This window comes from Caballeronia sp. LZ029 (genome assembly GCF_031451275.1).
Lineage (GTDB): Bacteria > Pseudomonadota > Gammaproteobacteria > Burkholderiales > Burkholderiaceae > Caballeronia > Caballeronia jiangsuensis.
On the sequence record NZ_JARUXO010000004.1, the window covers coordinates 24,906 to 40,268 of the forward strand.

Genomic DNA, 15,363 nt, shown 5'->3' on the forward strand with positions numbered 1-15,363 from the left:
CGGAAGATCAGGCCGCGAGCCTTTCACTACGCATGTTGCTTTGCTTCGGTGCGGGCGGGTAGACGCACCAGTGACCGTCATCGTGACGGAAGAAGAACAGCGCTCTCGCCGCCGCGCCGTGCAACGCTTCGACGCACACATAACGACGCCTGTCGGCACGCGTGCGGCTGAACTGTCTCACATGCACCGGCATGCTGCCCGGCGCGAGCCATTTTTCGACCTGGTAACGAAGGGACCGCTCATTCGCGTTTTTCATTTCAGTCTCCTGCGGCATTCATAGAAGGGTTAACGGCCGAACCTGCCGATGTTTAAAGCCCTAATCCATGAAAACCCTGCCGCAACGCATCACGTTCTTCATAAAGCACTTGAACTCTACGCCTTGAATTCAGAGCAGTGCCCGTTTTTGCGAAATAGCAACAGCGAACTTTCACGCGCCTTCCGCCATGCCCCGTTCATGAAAAACGCGTAACGCCGTGAACTCATCGTCGTGCAACGCGATGCCGGGGTATGTGCGCGATCGGTCATATGAAATGGCCGATGCGTACGCTACCCGTCACTCGCTGTAAAGCGAATGTCGTGCCTGTGCGTGTGCGTGTTTATCAGAGCGGACGCGCGAAGCTCAGTTCGTGGCCGTCGGGATCGGTGAGATGGAAATAGCGCTCGTTCCAGGGCGCATCGCGCGGCGCGAATTGCGGCTTTATGCCGTGCGCCAGCGCTTTCCGGTAGAACGCGTCCACGTCGGACACGTAGATGATCACGCGGCCCCAGAACTGAATCGGGCCGTGTGTTTCGCTGGTGAGATTGAGAAACGAACTGCCGAGCGCGAACGAAGTGAAGGCGTCGTTCGCGCCGCCATGCAGGATGCGCAAGCCGAGCGCTTCATAGAAGCGCACCGCGCGCGCCATGTCGTGCGTCGCGAGCGTGATCGCGCTCAGGCCTGCGACGTGCGCGTCGTCATCGGGCGATGCGATGCTTTCGTTCGTCATCCCGGATGATGTTGATGCGACACGAGCGGCAGCACCGAAAGATCGGGATGCGTGCCATCGACGATGCTCTTGCCGATATGCCGCGCATCATCGACGGCATCCTGCGCGCTCTTGTAGGCGTCTTCGCCGTCGGCGTGAAAATGCACCGCTTCGCCGGGTATGTCCGCATTCGCGCCGGGCCGGCACACATGTCCGATATACACGTAGCGATCCGCCTTGCCCGCCGCCGCGTGTTCGGGCGTCGGCTTCAATTGCGGCTGCACGTGAATCTCGAAACCTTCGTAGTCGAAAACGTGCCACTGAGCGGGATCGTCAGGCATGATCGCCTCCTTGGTGTAGTGTTCGCTCGCGTCGATTAACGTTACTCCAGTTGGCGCGATGAATCTACCGCGAAGGGCGTTCACGTCAGATGAAAAGCGTGCTCACATAGATTTGACATCGTCTTCGCGCGCAGCGGATACTTTTCGGCGCGCTTTGCGTTCGCGCGTATACGTCTGCCGTTTTCCCGCTCCGGGAGGCGCCGTGAAGCCAGCTACGACACATCGCACGGTTCTCGCGCGCGCCATGCCGCGCGCAGCCGCGCTCGTCGGCGACGTCACCGCCGGCACCGTGTCCACGCTCATGATGCTGTGCTACGCGATGAGCCTCGGCACGCTCATCTTCAGCGCCGATCTCGCGCGCTATGCCGAACTCGGCGTCCCGACCGCGCTCGTAAGCTGCATCGTCACCGCGTTCGTCATCGCGCTGACGAGCTCGATGCGCATGAACATCGGCGGGCCGGACAGCAATGCGACCGCGTTTCTGGTCGGTGTCGCGGCGGGCGTCGCGAGCAGCGTGCGCGCGAACGGCGGGTCGCCGACGCAAATCCTGCTGACGGTGCTCGTCGCCATCGCGCTGTGCTCGCTCGTGACGGGGCTCATTCTCTTCGCGATCGGTTCATCCAGGCGCAGCCGCTCGCTGCAATTCCTGCCTTATCCCGTGATGGGCGGCTTTCTCGCGGGCACCGGCTATCTGCTGATCGCGGGCGCGTTTCGCGTGCTGACGGGTGTCGCGCTCGACTGGCACGCGCTGCCGCGGCTCCTGCAACTGCACTGGCTCGCGTGGGCGCCCGCGCTCTTCGTCGGCGCGCTCGCCACGATCCTCGCCCGCACCTGGCGGCACGCAGCGGCATTGCCGATCACGCTCGCCATCGGCATCGCGCTCTTCTATGTGCTGCTAAGCGTCGCCGGCATCTCGCCCGACGATGCGCGCGACATGGGCCTTCTGCTCCAGCATGTGCCGACGCACGCGCTGCATATTCCCGAGCTGCATTTGCCGTCGTCGCTTGCGCGCGGCGAGATCGACTGGCATGCGATCGTCGCGCATCTGCCCGAGACGCTCATCGTCACGTCGGTGTCGGCGGTCACGATCATCATGAACTCGACCGCGATGGGCGCGGCCACCGGACAGGACATCGACCTGAACCGCGAGATGCGCGCCGCGGGCCTCGCGAATATCGCGAGCGGTCTGCTCGGCGGGATGGTCGGCTATCAGTCGTACAACCGCTCGATGCTCAACGCGCGCGCCGGCGCAACGAGCCGCGCGGCGGGCGTGTTCGCCGCGCTCGCGTGCCTCTTCGTGCTGATCGCGTCGCCCGATCTCGTCTCGCTGTTTCCGGTGCCGGTGCTCGTCGGCATGCAGATTTACATGGGCCTGCGGCTCATGATGGACTGGCTCGTCGGCGCGTATCGCAAGCTCACGTGGCACGAATATCTGCTCGTGCCGCTGATTCTCGCGGTGATCGCGTTCTATGGCGTGATCGCGGGCGTCGTCGCGGGCGTGGTCGCGGCGTGCGTGACGTTCGCGCTGCTCTACGGACGCGCCGGTTGCGTGCGCATGGAGTTCGACGGCCGCACGCGCACGTCGAATGTCGAGCGCAGCATCGAGGAGACGCGCTTTCTGATCGATCGCGGCGATGAAATCTGCGGCGTCTGCCTGCAAGGTTTTCTCTTCTTCGGTTCGGCGAACTCGATGCTGCAACGCGTGCGCGAACGCATTCGCTCGCATGGGCCGCGTCCGGTCAGGCATGTCGTGCTCGATTTCGGCTGGACCAACGGCATGGACGCCTCCGTGTCGCTCGCGTTCGTGAAGCTGCGTCAGGCGTGCGCGGCGATCGGCGCCGATCTCGTGCTGACCGCGCTGCCGCGCAACTCGCGCGCGCTGCTCAAGCGTACCGGCGCGCTCTCGCTCGGCATCCGCGAGTTCGACACGCTCGATGCGGGCCTCGAATGGATCGAAGCGCAGCAGCTCGCCAAGCTGACGCACGCGCTCGAACCGCGCGTGCCGGCGGGCGATTTTCGGGCGATGCTCGCGCCGCACTTCACGGCGCGCGCGCTGCAAGGGCTGGCCGATCTGCTCGACGTGTGGGATATCGGCGCGGGCGAGGCGCTCTTTCGCCGCGGCGATGCGGGCGATGCGCTCTATATCGTCGAGGAAGGGCGCGTGACGGTGTCGCTGCCGCTCGCGGACGGCCGCTCGGTGAGGCTGCGCTCGTTCGGACCGGGGACGATCATCGGCGAAATGGCGGTGTACACGAACGCGCCGCGCAGCGCGGATGTCTTCGCCGACGAGCCCGCGCGTCTGCGGCGTCTCACGCTCGCCGCCTTGCGCAAGCTCGAACTCGACGATCCCCTGACCGCGCAGGAATGGCATCGCTTCGTCGTGAAGATGATGGCTTCGCGGCTCGCCGTCGCGGATGAAGCGCTGCGCGCGGCCTCTTGATCGTTGCTTCATCGACCGGTATGTTGAAGGGCACATCGACGAGGCCACGATCATGATCCCCACGTTTCGCGCGATGCTCGCGATCACGCTTGCCTTCTTCATGAGCGGTGCGTTCGCGCAGCAGGCGCCGCAATCGATCGCGATGCTCGATTGCACGCTCATCGACGACAACGCCGCCTACAACGACGCCGAGATCGATCGCATTCAGACCGAGCGCCTTGCGGTCGTGAGCGGCGCGTTGCGCGACGACCTGCGCGAGCGCGCGCTTTTTCGCGTCGCCGACAATGCGCGGGCGAGCGATCTGATCGCGTCGCTGAAAAGCACGCAGGACATGAACGCGTGCAACGGCTGCGAACGGCGTGTGGCGAAAGAGCTGGGCGCGTCGCGCGTCGGCGTGTGCTGGGTGCAGAAGATCAGCAACCTGATTCTCAACATGAACCTGCGTGTCGAAGATGCGGACAGCGGCGCGATGCTCTTTCAGCGCTCGGTCGACATACGCGGCAACACCGATCTCTCCTGGAAGCGCGGGGCGAAAGCGCTCGTCGATCTCCTTGCAAGCGATCCGTCCGCGACGCGCTGAATCCCGCAATGCGGCTTTCCCCGCCGAATTCGGGAATTTCTCCCGGCCGATGCCGTTGCCACGGCGGCGCCGATTAAGCTAAGTTGGATTTGCAGTCACGCGCGTCGTGCGATGCGCCGCGCGCGTGCGCCCGTGAACTCGAACAAGCCAAACGAAACCGCTGGAGACGACCATGCAAGTCAGATTCAAGGCGGCGCGCATCGCCTGCGCGTCGGTGCTCGCGCCATCGCTCGCACTCGCCGCGAGCCTCGCGCACGCCGCCGCGCCGACCGCCTACGTGACGACCGAGAACGCCGGAGTCGGCGTGATCGATCTCGACAGCCTCTCGCTCTCGAAAACCTGGGATGTCGGCAAGGACGGCCCGCGCGGCCTTTCGCTGAACAAGGATGGCACGCGTCTGTACGTGGCGAACAAGGCGACGAGCGACCTGTCCGAGATCGATACATCGACGGGCAAGGTCGTGCAGCGCGTGAAGATCGGCAAGAACCCGGAGTTCGTGCGCGTGTTCGGCAGCTACGCGTATGTGACCTACGAGCCGGGTGAAAGCGGCGGCCCGCCGAAGCCGGGCGAACCCGAAAAGGATGACGACGCCAACTCGCCGCCCGCCGAAATCGCCATCGTCGATCTGAAGACGATGAAGGTCACGCATTCGGTCAAGAGCGGCCACGAGACGGAGGGCGTCGAGTTCTCGCCCGACGGCAAGCTGATGCTCGTGACCAACGAGGGCGACGACACGGTGTCGGTGTATCGCGTCGGCACGGGCAAGCCGGTGCGCACGGTGAAGCTCGACAAGGGCTCGCGTCCGCGCGGCATCAAGGCGTCGCCCGACGGCAAGCAATATGTCGTCACGCTCGAAAACGCGAACAAGTTCGTCGTGCTCGACGGCAAGAGCCTTAAGACCGTGAAGACCGTCGATACGAAAACGGGCCCGTACGGCGTCTCGTTCGATCCGTCGGGCAAGCGGCTCCTGGTTGCGGCGTCGCGCGACAAGACCTTGCAGGTGTTCGACGGCTCGACCTACGAGCACGTGCAGGATGTGCCCGTCGGTCAGCGCTGCTGGCACTTCAGCTTCACGCCGGACGGCTCGAAGCTGCTGCTCGCGTGCGGGCGCTCGAACGCGGTCTACGTGCTCGACGGCTCGGACTACAAGGAGGTCAAGCAGATCGGCGATCTGCCGCTCGCGTGGGGCATCGTCACGTATCCGCCGAGCGCGGGGTCGATCGTCGGGCGTTGAGCGGAAGCGTGGTTCAGATCGGCGAAATGGCCGCGCGTGCGGCCATTTCGCTTTCACTTCCACGCGTAACGCATCCCCACCCAGATGCCGCGCGGCGCGCCCACGCCGAGAAACTGCTCGTTCACCGTCGCTCCGTTGTTGAACGTGTGATTGGGTCCGTCGAAGAAGTTCTCGCCGAGAATCGCGAAGTTCGCATAGCGCTTGTTCAACAGGTTCTTCACCGTCGCATAGACCTGTAGCTGCTTGGTCACGTTGTAGGTCGTGTCGAGGTCGATCAGGAAATAGCCCGCGACGCTGCCGTTCACGTCCTGATTGTTCTCGTCGCCGCGCGCGAAGATGTTGCTGCGATACGTGAGATTCGCGCCGATGTTCCAGCGCGCGAACGGGTTGTAGTCCACGCGCATCTTCACCGTGTTCGCCGGAATGCCCGGGATGCGGTCGCCCGAATGCACGGTGATGTTGCCGTCGTCGTCCGCGCTCGAATTGCTCGCGCTGCTCTCGGTCCACGTCGAACGATAGGTCGCGTTCACATAGCTATAGCTCGCCGCGACGCCCACCGGTCCCCATTGCGTGCGGCCCGCGAGTTCGAAGCCTTGCCGACGCGTCTTGCCCACATTCTGAAAATATCCGAGCGTGCTCGCCGCGCCCTGGCTGCTGACGAACTGGATATCGTCGGTCAGCGTCGTGCTGTAGGCCGCGGCGCTCCACTGCGTATGGCTGCCGATACGCCCGCGCGCGCCAATCTCGAAGGTCTTCGAGATCACGGGCTTCAGGTCCGGGTCCGCGATGAAATCGTTGGGCAGCGAGCAGGGCGCGGCCGGGTCCGCGCACGCCAGTTCAATGGCGGTCGGCGAGCGCATGCCTTCGTTATACGTCGCGTAGGCGGTGAAGTAGGGCGTCGGATTCCAGTTAAAGCCGACAGCCGGGTTGAAGCGCGAGAACGTGTGGTTACCATCGAGCAGCGGCTGCACGCCGCTTTCATCGCCGATGGTCGCCTTCGCCCAGTTGTAGCGGCCGGCGAGCGTCATCGACCATTGCTCGTTGAAGGAGAACGTGTTCTCGAAGTAGATGCCCAGATTCGAGTTGTGCGTCTTCGCGTCCGTGGTCGGCACGAAGGGGCCGGTGCCGATGGTCGCGCGGTTGTCTTCGAACGTGGCCGGCTGCTCGGCCTGGCTGAAGTGCGAATTCGCGAAGTCGCCCGCCGCGCCGATGACCAGTTGATTGTCATGGCCGAAGAGATTGTTGAGCAGCGTGAGGTGCTGGCTCGCGCGGTAGGTGTCCGTCTCGATGCCCGACTGATCGTTGCAGGCCGGCGAGAGGTCGTCGGCATCGTCGCCGTCCGGATCGAAATCGTCGTTGACGTTCGAACTCACGTTCTTGTTGCGATAGTGCCGGTAGTACACGTTGCCGCTCAACTGCACGTTCGGCGAGAAGTAATGCTCGGCGTTGATCGTCAGATAGCCGACCTGGTCTTCGTTCGTGTCGGGGAACGTATAGGCCTGGCGGAAGTTGTCCATGAACGAGCGCGGGATCGTCTGCGAGCCGTTCAGCGTGTTGTCCGCGCCGCCCATCGAAACGGAGATGGTCGTGTCGGCATCGGTGTAGCGGATCTTGCCGAACGCCTGGCGGATGCGGCTCGAATTGTGATCGGCCCAGCCGTTGTCGTTCGTGATGTTCGCGGTGAAGTAGTAATCCAGATGATCGCCGATCACGCCGCCTTGCTCGATCTGCGCGTACTTGCGCCCGAACGAGCCGAAGCCTACGTCCACATTCCCGCCCGGATTGCTGCGACCGTTCTTGGTCGTCACGGCGACCGCGCCGCCGAGCGTGTTCAGGCCGAAGGTCGGGTTCGAGCCGGGGATGATCTGCATGGTCTGGATCGCGGCCTGCGGAATCAGATCCCAGTTCACGACATCGCCGAAAGGCTCGTTGATGCGCACGCCGTCCATGAACACCGACAAACCCTGCGGCGTGCCGAGCAGCGGCGAAGCGGTGAAGCCGCGATAGTTGATGTCGGTCTGCCACGGATTGCCCTGAGCGTCATTCGTATCGACGCTGACGACGTTCTTCTCCAGGTAATTGCCGATCGTGGGCGAATGCTGCGCCTCGATCTCCGAGCCCTTGATGGTCTGCACGTTCGCCGGCACTTTTTCGAGCGGCGTGCCGACGCCGACGAGCGGGGTAGTCCCGACAACGATGATCGATGGCAGCTCCGTGTTCGGCGGCGTTTGCGCCTGCGTTGCCGAGGCTGCCGGCGGCGCTTCGGCCGCATCGGTGGAAGGCGGCGTTTGCGCCCACGCGGCCACCGTGATGCTCGCGAACGCGCCGCCGAATACGAGCCGCATCCCTGCTCGGGGTTTGAACGGATGCGCGGGCGCGGGCAAGCGCGGCATGCTCTTCATCGTCGTCTCCTCTTATATTTCGATCCACGCTTCGATTTTGTTTCTTTCAATGAAAGCGTCGCATAAGAATGAACGCGTGGACCGGGAGCTTTTCCCGATCTTGCAGGGAAGCGCTCCCAATCGCGCTCCGGCTACCCCGCAGCACGATGACCCCGTGCGTAGAATGCATTCCGTGATGCCATCCGAATCCCTGCCCTCTCTCGCGAAAGACGCAGACCGTCGCGCGCCGCGCTCGCCGGCATGGCGCGATCTGGCCTGCGTGATCGCGGTCACGCTCGTCGCCGGCGCGCTCTTCGCACGGTTCGATTTCAGCGAGTACGCGTTTCGCCTGACGCGCAGCGCCGAGCGCTTTCAGCTCGACGAACTGCCGCCGACGCTCGTCGTGCTCGCGATCGGCTTCGCGTGGTTCGCATGGCGGCGCTATCGCGAGGCGCAGTCGGAAGTGCGCCGGCGACGCGTGCTGGAGGAAGAGGCCGAGCATCTGCTTGCGGAAAACCGGCGGCTCGCGAGTCAGGCGCTCGCCGCGCAGGAAACCGAGCGCCGCCATCTCGCGCGCGAACTGCACGACGAGCTCGGCCAGTATCTCAACGCGATGTCGCTCGATGCGGGGCGCATCCGCGATCTGTCGGCGGGACGCGAGGCGGAGGTTCATCGGCTGTCGCTGTCGCTGATGCAAAGCGCGGCGCATGTGTATCGCGAGATCGGCGGGATGATTCGCAGGCTGCGTCCCATCGGGCTCGATGAATTCGGCTTGCCGACCGCGCTCGAACATTGCGTCGATGGCTGGCGCGAGCGTTTGCCCGATGCGACGTTCACGCTCGCAGTCGAAGGCGACTTCGACAATCTGAGCGATGCGCTCAACATCACGCTTTATCGGCTCGTGCAGGAAGGACTCACGAACGTGTCGAAGTTCGCGCGGCGCTCACGCGTGGAGATCTATCTGGCGCGCGCGCCGCAGGAAATCGTCGTGACGATGGCCGACGACGGGCCGGGCGTCGATCTCGCGAAACCGCGCGAAGGGCTCGGACTGATCGGCATGCGCGAGCGCGTCGAAGCGCTCGGCGGAGAGTTTCATATCGCCAGCGAGCCGGGCGGCGGCTTCCTTTTTTGCGCGCGCGTGCCGGCTCAGGCGGGGCTGCCGTTGCCGACTTCGGGCCCGAACGAAGCAGCAGCCGACGACGCGAAATCGGCGAAATGAAGGCCCAGGCGATTCGCGATCTGAGCAAGCTGCACGCCGTTGTCCGCGCCGAATTTCTGCCGGATCACCGATTGATGATTCGCGACCGTCTTCTGACTCAGGCCCAGCTTCTCCGCGATGCTCGGCAGCGTGTAACCCTGCACCAGCAGACGCAGCACTTCGAACTCGCGTGCGGATAGTTGCCGTCCCGGGGGCCCTTCCTGAATCGTCGCGCGTAATGCGAGCGCCTGCGATATATCCGGACTCAGATAGCACGCGCGGCGCGCGACGGATCGCACCGCTTCCACGAGCACATCGGGCGCGCTCGCCTTCGTGACATAGCCGCGCGCGCCGGCATCGAGCGCGCGCCGCACGAAGATCGCTTCCTCGTGCACGCTGAAGATGAGCACATGCGCATGCGGCTCGCGCGCCAGCATGCGCCGCATCGCCTCGATGCCGCTCGCACCGGGCAGCGCGAGATCCATCACGACGACATCCGGCTGCAACGCGCAAAACTTCTGATACGCCTCGGCGGCATCCGCCGCTTCGCCCGCGACGTTCACGTCCGGACTCAGTTCGAGCAGACGCTTGTAGCCTTCACGCACGACGGCGTGATCGTCCACGAGCAGCACGGAGATATCGGCAATCATGGCTTGTCTTCTCCTTCTTCTGAACCATTATCGCGAGCGAGGGCCGCGATGCGCTTCGAGTTCGCATCGTTGCGGAACATGATGGGTTGCTCCTGCGGTTCCTGCCTTGCCGTTGCCGCGCGGACCACTTCGATCACGCGCTCGTGATGCGGGGACTTGTCGCACACCGGGTCCGCATTCGCGGGGTCTTGCGTCAGCAGATACGCCTGACAGCGGCAGCCGCCCATGTCGATGGCTTTCTCGTCGCAACTGCGGCACGGCTCCTTCATCCAGCCGAAACCGCGAAAGCGATTGAACGCATCGCTCTCGTACCAGATGTCCTTGAGCGGCATCTCGGTGACGTTCGGAAACGTGAGGCCCGGCAGCGAGCGCGCGGTGTGGCAGGGCAGCGCGGCGCCATCGGGCGCGATGCCGAGAAACACCGAGCCCCAGCCGTTCATGCAGCGCTTGGGCCGGCGCTCGTAGTAATCGGGCACGACGAAAAAGATCTTGCACTTGTCGCCGATCTCATTGCGATAGCGCTCGACGACCGCCTCGGCTTCGTCGAGTTGCGCTTTCGTCGGCATGAGCTGCGCGCGGTTCGCATGGGCCCAGCCGTAGTATTGCGTGTTCGCGAGTTCGAGATATTCGGCGCCCATCGCGAGCGCCATATCGATGATGCGTCCGATATGCGGCAGGTTATAGCGATGCAGCACGCAGTTCAGCACCATCGGAAAGCCGTACGCCTTGATGAGACTCGCGACGCGCTTCTTGTAGTCGAAGGTCTTGGTGCTGGACAGAAAGTCGTTCAGTTCCTGCGATGAATCCTGAAACGAAAGCTGGATGTGATCGAGCCCGGCCTCCTGCAATGCGGCGATGCGCTTCTCCGTCAGACCGATGCCCGACGTGATGAGGTTCGTATAGAAGCCGAGCTTGCGCGCTTCCCCGACGAGCGTTTCGAGATCGTCGCGCAAGAGCGGCTCGCCGCCCGAGAATCCGAGTTGCGCCGCGCCCAGCGCACGCGCCTGACGCAATACGTCGATCCATTGATCGGTATCGAGCTCGCGCGTGTGGTCCGCGTAGTTCACCGGGTTGTAGCAGAACACGCAATGCAGCGGACAGCGATACGTCAGCTCCGCGAGCAGCCACAGCGGCGGCGCTATCGGCGCGCCTTCGTGCTCGGGCTTCGCGATCGGTTCGGACAAGTCGGTCATGACGCTACTCCAGCCAGCCGCGCGCACGCGCACCGGCGATGAACGCGCGCACGTCGTCGCCGAGGCCGTTCGCATTGAACGCCTGCTCCAGATCCGCGACGAGCGCGGGAATATCGCGCGTGCCGTCGCAACGCAGAAGAATCTGCGCGGCGCTTTGATTGAGCTTCACCATGCCTTCGGGATACAGCAGCACGTGCGCATCCTGCGCCGGCTCCCATTGCAGCCGGAACAGGCGTTTCAGTTTCGGATGCAGGGAGTCGTCGGGCGCTTCGACCGCTTCCTGCTTGCGTTGAGTCGGATTCGTGTCGCTCATTGCGGGAACGCCTTTTCGATCGAATCGAGCATGGTCCAGAGAATATCGAGCTTGAATTGCAGGATGTCGAGCGCGCGTTGCTGCGCCTCGCGCGTCGTGAAATGCGCGAGCGTCACTTCGAGCCCGTGCTCGACATCGCGCTGGGCGAGCGACACGCGCGAGCGGAAATACGAAAGCCCTTCCGGCTCGATCCATGTGTAATGCTCGGGCCATGTCGCGAGCCGATCCTTGTGAATCTGCGGCGCGAACATTTCGGTAAGCGACGAGCACACCGATTCCTGCCACGGCGCGCGCCGCGCGAAGTTCACGTAGGCATCGACGGCGAAGCGCACGCCCGGCGTCACGAGCTTCAGCGACCACAGATCGTCGCGGGAAAGACCCACTGCATCGCCAAGACGCGCCCATGCTTCGATGCCGCCCGGCTGATCGCCGTAGCCGTCCTGATCGAGAATGCGCAGCACCCAGCGGCGGCGCGTTTCGCGATCGGGACAATTCGACATCACCGCCGCATCCTTGAGCGGAATGTTGATCTGATAGTAGAAACGGTTCGCGACCCAGCCGCGTATCTGTTCCTTCGAGCAGCCGCCGCTGTTCATCGTCACGTTGAACGGATGATGGATGTGATACGCCGTGCCCTTCGCGCGCAACTGCGCTTCGAATTCCTCGCGCGTCCACGCGGGTCCATCGTCCTTCACGTTCGTGAAGATCGGGCCTGTGGTCGGGTTGAGCATCGGGTCGAACATCGGGCGGTCTCCAGTATCCGGTGCGAATGTCATAGCTCGAAGGTCATGCCGTCGTGCGCGACTTCGATGCCGTGCTCCGACAGAACGCGTCGTTCGGGTCCATCCTCGATGAGGATCGGATTCGTGTTGTTGATATGGATCAGCACCTTGCGCACGTCCGCGCGATCGATCGAATCCAGCACTTCGATCATGCCGCCCGCGCCGCTTTGCGCGAGGTGGCCCATGTCCTTGCCGGTCTTCTTCGTGAGCTTCAGCGCGATCATTTCGTCGTCGGTCCACACGGTGCCATCGACGAGCAGCAGGTCCGCCTCGCGCATCGCATCGAGCACGTGCGGTTCCAGTGCGCCGAGACCCGGTGCATAGAATGCGCGCTTGCTGGTCGCGGTATTCGTGAACATCAGGCCGATGTTGTCGCCCGTTTCCGGTGCATCGCGATGCGGCGAATAAGGCGGCGCCTTGCTCGACAGAGGCAATGCGTCGATGCTCACGCGCGGCAGCTCGGGCACGGAGAACGATGCGCCGTCGAGCGCGATGCGCCTGTGCTCCACGCCGCAGTAATGCGAAAGAATCGACGTGAGCGGAAAGCCTGTCGAGAGGTCCTGCCACACGGCGTCGGTCGTGTAGAGCGGCAAGGGCGTGCCGCGCTCGCGCAGCATCAGGAGGCCCGTCACGTGATCGATCTGCGCATCCATCGTGACGACGGCCGCGATGCCCGTGTCGCGTACGCGGCGCGCGGGCTGTAGTTCGGGATTCGCCGCGATCTGCGCCAGAATGTCCGGCGATGCGTTGACGAGCAGCCAGTCCTCGCCGTTATCGGTAACGGCAATGGACGACTGCGTGCGCGCACGCGCCGCAATGGTGCCGCGCCGCACGCCGTCGCAATTGCGGCAGTTGCAGTTCCATTGCGGAAAGCCCCCGCCCGCCGATGAACCGAGCACGCGTATTTTCAAGGCAGCATCCTCCGCAGGAGACCGTCGCGGTCGATCAGTTGATGCTTCATCGCGCCGAGAAAATGCAGGATGATCAGCGCGGCCATGATCCACGCGAGATATTCGTGAATGCCGAAAAAGATCTGCCGCAATTGCTTGTCGTCCCAGCCCCATTGCGGCAGTGCGATGCCCCAGAGCTTGGTGCCGAACTTGTTGAACGACGAGCCGAGATAACCGGTGAGCGGCATCGCCACCATGCCTGCATATAAAAGAGCCTGCGTAATGCTCGCGGCGGCGCGTTGCCACGTTCGCATCGGCGGCAGAGGCGGCCGGCCATAAGCCAGGCGTACCAGGATGCGGATCAGCACCAGCAGGAAAACCGTGATTCCAAGCGACTTGTGGAAGTTGACGAGGTCCGATTTGAACGGCAGCCCGCGCGGCAGGCCGACCATATAGAAGCCGATGCACAGCATCGCGATGATCGCGATCGCGATGAGCCAGTGCAGCGCGATTATCGGGCGTGCGTAACGCTCGCTCGCGGCGCCGATGCCGCCGTCTCGCGAGGTCGCGGATGTCCGCGCGGTGCTCATCGCATCTCTCCTATGAATGGCCAACAATCCATTGTTCATCTCCAGGCTATGAATTGGCGATCAGCAATTCCCCCCGTCCATCCACCGCGAGGTCACCGGCGTAGCGTCGCGGCAACACATGACCGGCGAATGTCGAAAAGGGCGCGATCTCACGCGCGAGCATGCGGGTGAACAGCAACCAGAACACGTCGAAGCCGCGGCCGCCTTCGGTGAAGGTCGGCGGAATGCGAGATGGCGCGCTTGTCAGCAACACCGTGCCGCGCCGCATGCCGTATCCCAAGTGTGCGCCCACTTTTCCTCCGATGCAGACCGAACCCGCGATCAGCCGCGACGCCGCGAAATCGCCCGCATCGCCCGCGACGAGCACCGTACCGCGCCGCATGCGGTCCGCGAGACGCGCGCCCGCGTTGCCGTGAATCGTGAGCGTGCCGCCCGTCATGCCTTCCATGTCGCCGGGCAACGCGCCTGCCGCGAAATCGCCCGCGTCGCCGTGAATCGAGAGACGGCCGCCCTGCATCTCGCACGCGGCGAAAGCGCCTGCGTCGCCTTGTATGTGCAACTCGCCGCCGGACATCTTTATGCCCGCGTAATCGCCTGCGTTGCCGTGCACCATGAGCGTGCCTTCGGTCATGTTCGCGCCGATGCGATCGAGCCAGTGCGCATCACCTTCGATCGTCAGCGACGGCGCTTCGTTCTCGATCAGCGCGATATCGAAGAGATCGCCGAGCGCGCACGTTTCGCCCGCGCCTTGCAGCACGATGCGCGGCAATTCGGTCCGCGAAGCAACCGCAAGTTCGACAGGCAGCAATTTCGACCCATCGACGCGAAAGCCCGGCGCATTTTTTACGCGCAACGTGATCGCGTTCATGCGCGGCTCCCGTCGATGTCCTTCGACAGTTCATGCAGCTTGAAGTGATACGGCCCGAGCTTGCCGCCATAATTGCCCGCGGAAACGCGCAGCACGCCGCCCGCGCGGCCGATCTTCGTGGCCGCGGCGATGCCGGCCGTCATCGCGGCGCCGACATCGGCGTCGGTCAAGCCGTCGATCACGATTTCGAGCACGCACGCGACATCGGGCGTCAGCTCGCTTTTCTTCGACAAACCGACGAGCGTCGGACAGAACGCATCGTTCGTCGATGCGGTCGCGCCCGCGTACTTCGAGCCGATCTTCGAACCCGAACGCACGACGCCGCCCGGAAACGGCGTGATGACGTTCGGCAAACGATGCATAGCGGCGACGGCGGATTCGGCGGCATGCAATGCGCTGTCGATATCGCGCGCGAGAAAGAGCAGATTGCCGCCGCCGACCGCTTTCACGGTCGCGGTGAATTCCTCGCAGACGAACTCGCCGTCCATCACGGGCACGCGCCAGTAACGCGTGCCGTCGAGCACTTTCGATATCTGATAGCCGTCGCCGAAAAAACGCAGCCCCGCGCCGAGCGGCGCGTTGTCGGAGAGCGGCGCGCGCGTGGTCGCGGGATCGATGCCGCCATAGACCGCCGTCGTCGGGCACGTCAGCACGCATTGCCCGACGCGCCGCGCGATCTGCTTGGCCAATTCCTTCGACGATATCGCGAAGATCAGCACCGCGACGCCCGGCCTGCCATCGGGCGTTTCATCGCCCATCAGATCGCGTTCGATGCCCGCCTCGCAGCCGCAATCGATGACGGACGTGGCGAAGCCTGTCAGCGAATTGGCCGCATGGCGCGCCCACGTCGAGGTATGCGCGGTGATGACGAGGCGCGTCGCCTTCATCGGGAAGGCTTCGGCGAAGGTGTCGTCGATCAGCGTGTCGTTGATGCGCAT

16 protein-coding genes are annotated in these 15,363 nt (G+C 64.0%); 4 read left to right on the plus strand and 12 right to left on the minus strand.

The features are described from left to right. Positions 1-7: 7 nt before the first annotated feature. The 3 genes from QCE73_RS26095 to QCE73_RS26105 form a co-directional block, all read right to left on the minus strand. A complete protein-coding gene (locus tag QCE73_RS26095; RefSeq protein WP_035506842.1) occupies positions 8-256 on the minus strand; it encodes a hypothetical protein in 249 nt (82 codons plus the stop codon). 343 nt (positions 257-599) lie between these two features. Beyond that, the gene (locus QCE73_RS26100; protein WP_309884227.1) at positions 600-986 is read right to left on the minus strand and encodes a VOC family protein; all 387 of its coding nucleotides are present in this window, start codon (positions 984-986) and stop codon (positions 600-602) included. Next, positions 983-1,306 (minus strand): hypothetical protein, encoded by a 324-nt coding sequence (locus QCE73_RS26105; protein WP_187605335.1) that lies wholly within the window; start codon positions 1,304-1,306, stop codon positions 983-985. Before QCE73_RS26105 ends, QCE73_RS26100 begins: the two co-directional genes overlap by 4 nt. Positions 1,307-1,550: 244 nt before the next feature. On the opposite strand from QCE73_RS26105, the gene QCE73_RS26110 reads away from it, so the two are divergent. The 3 genes from QCE73_RS26110 to QCE73_RS26120 all read left to right on the plus strand — a co-directional run bounded on the left by QCE73_RS26110 (position 1,551) and on the right by QCE73_RS26120 (position 5,560). After that, a complete protein-coding gene (locus QCE73_RS26110; protein WP_309885261.1) occupies positions 1,551-3,746 on the plus strand; it encodes a SulP family inorganic anion transporter in 2,196 nt (731 codons plus the stop codon). 52 nt (positions 3,747-3,798) lie between these two features. Beyond that, the gene (locus QCE73_RS26115) at positions 3,799-4,326 is read left to right on the plus strand and encodes a DUF3280 domain-containing protein (RefSeq protein ID WP_051627096.1); all 528 of its coding nucleotides are present in this window, start codon (positions 3,799-3,801) and stop codon (positions 4,324-4,326) included. Between the two features lie 172 nt (positions 4,327-4,498). Next, the gene (locus QCE73_RS26120) at positions 4,499-5,560 is read left to right on the plus strand and encodes a beta-propeller fold lactonase family protein (protein ID WP_035506835.1); all 1,062 of its coding nucleotides are present in this window, start codon (positions 4,499-4,501) and stop codon (positions 5,558-5,560) included. Positions 5,561-5,613: 53 nt separating this feature from the next. Here the strand turns inward: QCE73_RS26120 and QCE73_RS26125 are convergent, their stop codons facing one another. Then, positions 5,614-7,962 carry a TonB-dependent receptor gene (locus QCE73_RS26125; RefSeq protein WP_309884228.1) on the minus strand — a complete coding sequence of 783 codons (2,349 nt, stop codon included), beginning with the start codon at positions 7,960-7,962 and terminating at the stop codon, positions 5,614-5,616. 175 nt (positions 7,963-8,137) lie between these two features. On the opposite strand from QCE73_RS26125, the gene QCE73_RS26130 reads away from it, so the two are divergent. After that, positions 8,138-9,160 (plus strand): ATP-binding protein, encoded by a 1,023-nt coding sequence (locus QCE73_RS26130; protein WP_035506972.1) that lies wholly within the window; start codon positions 8,138-8,140, stop codon positions 9,158-9,160. On the opposite strand, the gene QCE73_RS26135 is transcribed toward QCE73_RS26130, so the two are convergent. The 8 genes from QCE73_RS26135 to fhcD are packed head-to-tail and all read right to left on the minus strand — an operon-like array spanning position 9,088 to position 15,363. After that, a complete protein-coding gene (locus QCE73_RS26135; RefSeq protein ID WP_035506831.1) occupies positions 9,088-9,789 on the minus strand; it encodes a response regulator transcription factor in 702 nt (233 codons plus the stop codon). The genes QCE73_RS26130 and QCE73_RS26135 overlap by 73 nt on opposite strands. Then, positions 9,786-10,982, minus strand: a complete 1,197-nt coding sequence (gene pqqE, locus QCE73_RS26140) for a pyrroloquinoline quinone biosynthesis protein PqqE (protein ID WP_309884229.1) — start codon at positions 10,980-10,982, stop codon at positions 9,786-9,788. The genes QCE73_RS26135 and pqqE overlap by 4 nt, the downstream gene beginning before the upstream one ends. A 4-nt stretch (positions 10,983-10,986) precedes the next feature. Next, the gene (gene pqqD / locus QCE73_RS26145; RefSeq protein ID WP_238293435.1) at positions 10,987-11,295 is read right to left on the minus strand and encodes a pyrroloquinoline quinone biosynthesis peptide chaperone PqqD; all 309 of its coding nucleotides are present in this window, start codon (positions 11,293-11,295) and stop codon (positions 10,987-10,989) included. Next, positions 11,292-12,038, minus strand: a complete 747-nt coding sequence (gene pqqC / locus QCE73_RS26150) for a pyrroloquinoline-quinone synthase PqqC (RefSeq protein ID WP_309884230.1) — start codon at positions 12,036-12,038, stop codon at positions 11,292-11,294. The genes pqqD and pqqC overlap by 4 nt, the downstream gene beginning before the upstream one ends. Before the next feature lie 29 nt (positions 12,039-12,067). Beyond that, entirely contained in the window at positions 12,068-12,988 is a 921-nt protein-coding gene (pqqB, locus tag QCE73_RS26155; RefSeq protein ID WP_309884231.1) for a pyrroloquinoline quinone biosynthesis protein PqqB, read from the minus strand. Then, complete coding sequence (locus QCE73_RS26160; protein WP_309884232.1) at positions 12,985-13,557, minus strand: cytochrome b; 573 nt, start codon at positions 13,555-13,557, stop codon at positions 12,985-12,987. Before QCE73_RS26160 ends, pqqB begins: the two co-directional genes overlap by 4 nt. 46 nt (positions 13,558-13,603) lie before the next feature. Further along, the gene (locus QCE73_RS26165) at positions 13,604-14,425 is read right to left on the minus strand and encodes a formylmethanofuran dehydrogenase subunit C (RefSeq protein ID WP_309884233.1); all 822 of its coding nucleotides are present in this window, start codon (positions 14,423-14,425) and stop codon (positions 13,604-13,606) included. Next, positions 14,422-15,363, minus strand: coding sequence for a formylmethanofuran--tetrahydromethanopterin N-formyltransferase (fhcD, locus tag QCE73_RS26170; RefSeq protein WP_309884234.1), 942 nt, complete (start codon positions 15,361-15,363; stop codon positions 14,422-14,424). The genes QCE73_RS26165 and fhcD overlap by 4 nt, the downstream gene beginning before the upstream one ends.